The sequence below is a fragment of the Chitinophaga sp. genome (assembly GCF_035761305.1).
In the GTDB taxonomy this organism is placed as follows: Bacteria; Bacteroidota; Bacteroidia; order Chitinophagales; family Chitinophagaceae; genus Chitinophaga.
This window is the reverse complement of the sequence record NZ_DASTRI010000033.1, coordinates 1-5969: the sequence shown is the minus strand read 5'-3', so window position 1 is coordinate 5969 and position 5969 is coordinate 1. Positions and strand designations below refer to the sequence as shown.

Here is a 5969-nt window from a genome sequence, read left to right as displayed (position 1 = left end):
AGAACCATTCAAAGAACGCCTGAGCTGAAAGGCGCCGTATATACCGGCGCCCCGGGAAGCGACGACCAGTCTTATAAATACACCTATGACCAATCAGGAAGGGTTAAAGACTTCTATGCCATTGTGAATGGTAAAACATATAAGCTGGCGCATCATAATTATATAGAAAGATAGTAACGGCTGCTGACATAGGGTTGTCAGCATGCCTGTTTCTCTTTGCGGCAAATTAATCCGCTTTATGACAAAAACAGACCTTACAAAACTGTATAAGACGTATTACCAGGCATCAAAAAATCCCGAGATCATTGAGCTGGGCGCGGCGCAGTATCTTTCCCTGGTTGGAAAGGGCGATCCCTCAGCGCAGGCGTTCACTGATAATATACAGGCATTATACGCTACCGCTTATGCTATTAAGTTTCAATGCAAAGAAGCCGGCCACGATTTTGTAGTGCCCAAGCTGGAAGCGCTTTGGTGGTTTGACGCCACTAAGTATAACAACCTGTCAATAGCCGCAACACCCCTTAAAGTGCCCAGGAGCGAATGGGAGTACCGGCTGCTGATACGTATGCCGGATTTTGTGACCGGGGCAGCGGTAACAGCCGCCATAGCCGCTGTGGTACATAAAAAGCAGCTGGTAAAAGCACAGGACATTGAGCTGTTCAGCTACTGGGAAGGCAAATGTGTGCAGGTGCTGCACGTTGGCCCGTTTGACAGGGAACCGGAAACACTGGAGCAGATAGCGGCTTTTTCAGCGTTAAAGGGATTGGTAAAACGCGGCCTGCATCATGAGATTTACCTGTCTGATTTCAGGAAGACCCCGCAGGAAAGACTGAAAACGATTTTGAGGGAGCCGGTGTTCTGATGCCGGCTACCTGCCTGAAAGGAAATCTGTTTTACCGGTTATGGATATGCCTATAAAAGGTGTTACCGCCTTATCCTGGTTAATGGGAGGAACGTCGCGCACCAGGTCAAACTGGCTGGTGTGGAGCAGCGGCGGGTTTGTAATATTGCCCAGGCCGGGGAAATTGTACAGCTTTCCGAAGGTGATGAATTTCTCGTCGCCTATAGGCACTGATATGGAGGGGAGCGGGAAATCATCCAAATGAAGGGAAAGCAGGTTTAACGACCGTGCTTTATACAGGAAATACGCCAGCTCGGGCAGCACCTGCAGCCCGCCAAAGCCCCGCACATCGCCGTACTTGTTGGCTTCCAGCGCCCGCAGGGGGCTAAGGGCCGACTGGTTTTCCGTTACAACGGTACGCCGCCGGTTTTCTGCAACTTTCCCACGCATGGCTTCCCCGCCTTTTCCCTGCAGCAGCCTTTCCCACCATTTGTCTTTTTCAGAAGGCGGTCTTAAGTAGCCTTTTAACCGCTCCATAACTACGTCTTTGACCGCTTTTTCCCTTTCCGCCTTGTTTTGTATGGAAGAGATGCTTTTCAGCGTCACTGCTGTTTCGTGAATTACAAGCGATGCTAATAATATGGCCAGCTCATGGTTTTTATTGGAGGGATAGTCTTTGGCGATTTTGGCGTGTGAGGTGGCCGACGATGCCGCCTGGTCTTTTATAAACTTGTCCTGGTAAAAATCGCTGGTGGTTCCGCTGGTTACATGCGACATGATGGAATACAGCGAAGTATTATCCTGGCTGCCTACAGAGCCGGTGGTAAGCTCCTCTCCGAAAGAGGTATCATGCTGCGTAAGCTCTAAAAAGTTGGAGTGCGCAAAAAAATCTTCTATGGTATGAAAGGCATTGCCCATTCTCACAAAGCCGGCCTGCGAAGGAGGGGTATGCTCCACGGCGGCCAGCAGCTCCGCTTCAATATATTCGAGCGGCGTTTTTTTAAGCGGCCCGTGTTTTATTGGTAAGGTCCTGGGCACCCATTGCTGGCTTTTTTCGTCCCATATTTTGTCCCATTCGTCCCGGCTTATCCAGCGCTCCTTTTCACGGTCCCACACAAAATTATCAAAGTGCTCATAGTCCTTATAGCCCCCGAATTTACTGTAGCTGCCCAACAGCAACGCATTTAAAAGCGGTGGGCTTTGACTGTAATCGCGTTGTTTATTGCCGGTTTCAATGCCGTGAATGGCGGTTTCGTCAAAAACATCTGAAAGTGCCGATTCATCTATCACATGGTGGTCATCGTCTGAAAACCGTTGAATGCTCACGGGCGCGCTGCTTACGGTAGCCGCCTTCTTTTGGATGAAATCCGCATGCGGTGCGCGCTGCGCCTTTTCTTCGGCTTCGCAATGCGCGCATTTGCGCTGGATGAAAGTAGTTTCGGGCATACGCATCACGGTATCTGCCAGGGTATCGGCTTCATGCTCCAGGGGATCGTTTGGCGCGCCTGCCGTTAACTGGCATGACATGGACAATGAAGGGTAGGTTATCCCGGGCATTGGGGGTTGTACGGGCTCCTGTGCGGGCAATACCGCGCCGCTTGCTTTTGCTGCGGCATTGGGCGTTTGCGGGGAATGTGCGGCAGTGTTCATGTTATTGGGGTTACAGTAAGGGGTTGCTGATTCTTAGTGCAATTTAACACTAAAAAGCATTTGCAGCCGGCTGCAGGCGGAAATTTCCGTTTTTTTCTGCCGCAGGAGGTCCGGGCTGTCAGCGGCGTAGCCGGACGGCCGCCGGGCAACACCCGCCGCTCTGCAGCGCCGGCGTGAAAAAAAGTGATTTTTGCTTTGATGGCCGGGCAGATAGCATTAAGTTAGCGGCGCCAGACACAAAGAAAATGATAAAGAAAGCATTAACCGTTACCGTTAGTATTACCACATTACTTGGTTACACCGGCAGGGCGCAGGCGCCTGCGGATTATGTGAACCCGTTTATAGGCGCCAGCACCAGCGAAGGCGCGGCAGGCATTTACCACGGCCTTGGAAAAACATTCCCGGGCGCAGCCACGCCTTTTGGCATGGTGCAGCTAAGCCCCAATACCATTACCGGCGGCGATAATGGCTCGGGCTACAGCTATGAGCACACCACTATTGAAGGTTTTGCCTTCACGCAAATGAGCGGTGTTGGCTGGTATGGCGATCTGGGAAATTTCCTGGTGATGCCCACCACCGGCCCTTTGAAAACGGCCGCAGGCCGGCCCGGCCACCCCGGTGAGGGCTACCGCTCGGCCTATTCAAAAAAGGATGAGAAAGCTGCTGCCGGTTATTATGCAGCCACGCTTACAGATTACGGTATACGCGCGGAAATGACAGCTGCGCCGCATAGCGGCATTATGCGCTTCACCTTTCCTGCCAACCGGCAGTCGCGCATACAAATAGACCTGGCCAGGAGGGTAGGCGGTACCGCCGTGCTGGAAAATGTAAAGGTGGTAGATGACCATACCATTGCCGGCTGGATGAAATGTACGCCCGAAGGCGGCGGCTGGGGCGATGGCGCCGGCAAGCCGGATTATACCGTTTACTTTTATGCGCAGTTCAGCAAGCCGCTGAAACATTTCGGCGTGTGGAGCGCCGATATACCGGATGGCTGGCCGCGTAAGCGGGACGATGTTCAAAGCGACCGGTACCAGCAGCAGGTAGCCCACGCCGCCGTGCTGGAAGGCGTTAGAGAAAAAGAAGGGAAGCACCTGGGCTTTTACACCACTTTCGATACAAAGGAAAATGAGCAGGTGCTGCTGAAAGCAGGTATTTCCTTTGTAAGCATAGCAGGCGCAAAAGCCAACCTGCAGGCGGAAATAAAAGACTGGAATTTTGACGGCATGCGCAGGCAGGCATGGGAGCGCTGGAACAAGGTGCTTGGCAAAATAAAGGTAGAAGGCGCATCGGCAGAAGAAAGAACGGTATTTTATACTGCGCTGTACCATACCATGATAGACCCGCGCGGCTTTTCCGATGTGGATGGACAATATCCCGGTGGCGACGGGCAGCCGCATGCCGCCAAAGGGTTTTCAAAAAGAACAATCTTCAGCGGATGGGATGTATTCAGGAGCCAGTTTCCCCTGCAAACCATTATTAACCCCGTTGTTGTGAACGATATGATCAACTCACTGGTAACGCTGGCCGGTGAAAGCGGTAACCGCTACCTGGAGCGGTGGGAGTTCCTGAACAGCTACAGCGGCTGCATGATCGGCAACCCCGCGGTATCGGTAATCGCCGACGCCTATGCAAAGGGCATCCGCAACTTTAACGTAAAGCAAGCCTACGAGTACGCGCGCAATACCTGCGAAAAATTCGGCAACAGCGATAAAGGCTACACCGCCGGCTCACTCAGCATATCGCAAACCCTGGAATATGCGTATGCAGACTGGTGCCTGCTGCAGCTGGCCCATGACCTGGGACAAACGGCAGATGAAAAGAAATATGCGCCGCGCGCGGAATATTACCGCAATGTTTTTGATACCGCCAGCGGATGGTTCCGCCCCCGGAATGAAGACGGCACCTGGCAACCGCTGCCTGCGGAAGGACGTATGCAGCAGGGGTATGGTTGTATAGAAAGCAACCCTTACCAGCAGGGATGGTTTGTACCGCAGGATGTTCCCGGCATGACAGCGCTGATGGGCGGCCGCGAAAAGGCGCTGGCCGACCTGACTGCCTTTTTTGAAAAAGTGCCGGCCAATATGATGTGGAACAACTATTACAACCACGCCAATGAGCCGGTGCATCATGTACCCTTTTTGTTTAACCGGCTGGGGGCGCCCTGGCTTACCCAAAAATGGACGCGTGAGATATGCGCACGCGCCTATCACAATAGTGTAGAGGGCCTGGTAGGGAATGAAGATGTGGGGCAAATGTCGGCCTGGTATGTGCTGGCGGCCAGCGGCCTGCATCCGGTATGCCCCGGCAGCACGCGGTATGAAATAACCAGCCCTGTTTTTAACAGCGTTACCATTCAGCTGGACCCCGCTTATGCCAAAGGAAAGCAGTTTATTATCAAAGCCAGGAATAACTCACCCGCCAACCGTTACATACAACGGGCATGGTTAAACGGCAAGCCCTATCCTTATTGCTACATTGACCACGCCGCCATTACCGCCGGCGGCACGCTGGAGCTGGAAATGGGCAGCCAGCCCAATAAAGCCTGGGGAACGGGCGATATGAAATAGTGAACTTAAAAGAATGTAAAATGTAAAATCTAAAATGAAAAATGTAAAAGTAAACGCCGATTGACCAATACCGTACCTGGTTTCGCGGTATTTTACTTTTGTATTTAGTATTTAAAATTTTACATTTTACATTCTTTCTGCGCCCCTGCTACTTCCAGTTATAAATCCTTACAAAATAGGGCCGGTATTTATCGGCGCTGCCCGGTGCGCCAAAGTTATCCCAAAAGCTGAGGGGATTGGTATTGTAAGACAGCACCAGCTCACCTTCGCGCGACAGCTCCTGGTGAAGGCTCGCATTGTAGGTAAGCACACCGTCAATACCAGGCTCCTGGTAAATGGTTCTTTTATTGCTCCACGGCCCAACCGGGGTATTGCCCTGGTAAATGTAAATATCCTTGCTGAGATAAATGTTCGGGTTCTGCGTAACAAAATAGTAGGTACTGCCTGATTTAAATACATTGGGAATAGAAGCCTTGTCCGTCATTATTACGCGGCTGTCCGGTGTGTTTTGCCAGCCGCTGTTGGTATAGAACTGCCAGGGACCGGTAAGGTCGTTATTGGCTACGCGGGCCACTGCCACGCCGTTATCAGTGCCGCCGTACATGTACGTATAACCGTCGGCGTCTGTAAGCAGGCCGCCGTCATAGGTGGTGTTACCGGTAAATTTATCTTTAATCACCTGGGTTAAGGTCATACCAGGCAGGGAAAAAACAGCCACGTCTGTGCCGGGGTGATCCAGTCCGCCGCTGCTGTTGTATTTCAGGTGGCTTAGCAGCATTTGCACGGTATTGCCATGCACCTGCGCATCGCCCGGCCAGTACGGCTCCTTATCGTCATTGCCGGGCAGGTTGTCGTACTGCACCCAGGTTTGAGCATTTTTACCGCTGCCGGTATTCAGCTGCACATAG

4 protein-coding genes are annotated in these 5969 nt (G+C 52.2%); 2 read left to right on the top strand and 2 right to left on the bottom strand.

Annotation, left to right across the window (positions count from 1 at the left end):
- Positions 1-238: 238 nt before the first annotated feature.
- Positions 239-862 carry a GyrI-like domain-containing protein gene (locus VFS25_RS03405; protein ID WP_326460709.1) on the top strand — a complete coding sequence of 208 codons (624 nt, stop codon included), beginning with the start codon at positions 239-241 and terminating at the stop codon, positions 860-862.
- A gap of 6 nt (positions 863-868) precedes the next feature.
- On the opposite strand, the gene VFS25_RS03400 is transcribed toward VFS25_RS03405, so the two are convergent.
- Entirely contained in the window at positions 869-2491 is a 1623-nt protein-coding gene (locus tag VFS25_RS03400; RefSeq protein ID WP_326460708.1) for a hypothetical protein, read from the bottom strand.
- Positions 2492-2736: 245 nt separating this feature from the next.
- On the opposite strand from VFS25_RS03400, the gene VFS25_RS03395 reads away from it, so the two are divergent.
- Positions 2737-5061, top strand: coding sequence for a GH92 family glycosyl hydrolase (locus tag VFS25_RS03395; protein ID WP_326460707.1), 2325 nt, complete (start codon positions 2737-2739; stop codon positions 5059-5061).
- Positions 5062-5209: 148 nt separating this feature from the next.
- Here VFS25_RS03395 and VFS25_RS03390 read toward each other — a convergent pair.
- On the bottom strand, positions 5210-5969 hold a 760-nt coding region (locus VFS25_RS03390; RefSeq protein ID WP_326460706.1), incomplete at its 5' end, for a DUF5005 domain-containing protein.